The organism is Promicromonospora kroppenstedtii DSM 19349 (assembly GCF_000515355.1).
GTDB classification, from domain to species: domain Bacteria; phylum Actinomycetota; class Actinomycetes; order Actinomycetales; family Cellulomonadaceae; genus Promicromonospora; species Promicromonospora kroppenstedtii.
Genome location: NZ_KI911651.1, coordinates 3,274 through 3,839 on the forward strand (window position 1 = coordinate 3,274; position 566 = coordinate 3,839).

The following is a 566-nucleotide window of genomic DNA, read 5'->3' on the forward strand; positions in this document are numbered from 1 at the left end:
CCCCCACGGCGGCGGACGCCGCGGTTCACGCGGCCCGCGCCGCGCCGGCCGCGGTGAGATCCGCGCCGCGATCCTGCTGCTCCTCGCCGAGCAGCCGATGCACGGGTACCAGATCATCGGCGAGCTGGCCGACCGGACGGACGGTCGCTGGCGCCCCAGCGCGGGCGCCGTCTACCCGGCGCTGTCGCTGCTCGCCGACGAGGGCCTCGTCATCCTCTCGGAGGACGGCGGCCGCAAGCTCGCCACGCTGACCGACGAGGGCACCGCCTACGTCGAGCAGCACAAGGACGAGCTCGGCACCCCGTGGGAGCAGGTCGGGCACGGCCACGGCCGCGAGCTGCGGCACGAGGTCCGCTCCCTGGCCGACGCCGTCGAGCAGGTCGCCCGCACCGGGACGCCCGAGCAGGTGGCCGCGGTCACGAAGCTGCTCGAGAAGACCCGCCGCGAGGTCTACCTGACCCTCGCGGGCGAGGGTCCCGAAGCCTGACCGCCAGGCTTCAGCCCACCAGGTCGCCCGCGTGCCGGACCACCGGCGCCTCGCCCCGGACGGCCGCGGCGACCGCCTC

Annotated in this window: 1 protein-coding gene; it reads left to right on the forward strand. The window is 76.5% G+C overall.

What is annotated here, in order from left to right; genetic code table 11:
* Positions 1 to 487, forward strand: a 487-nt coding sequence (locus PROKR_RS31525) for a PadR family transcriptional regulator (RefSeq protein ID WP_245605782.1), incomplete at its 5' end; no start/stop codon positions are given.
* Positions 488 to 566 lie beyond the last annotated feature (79 nt).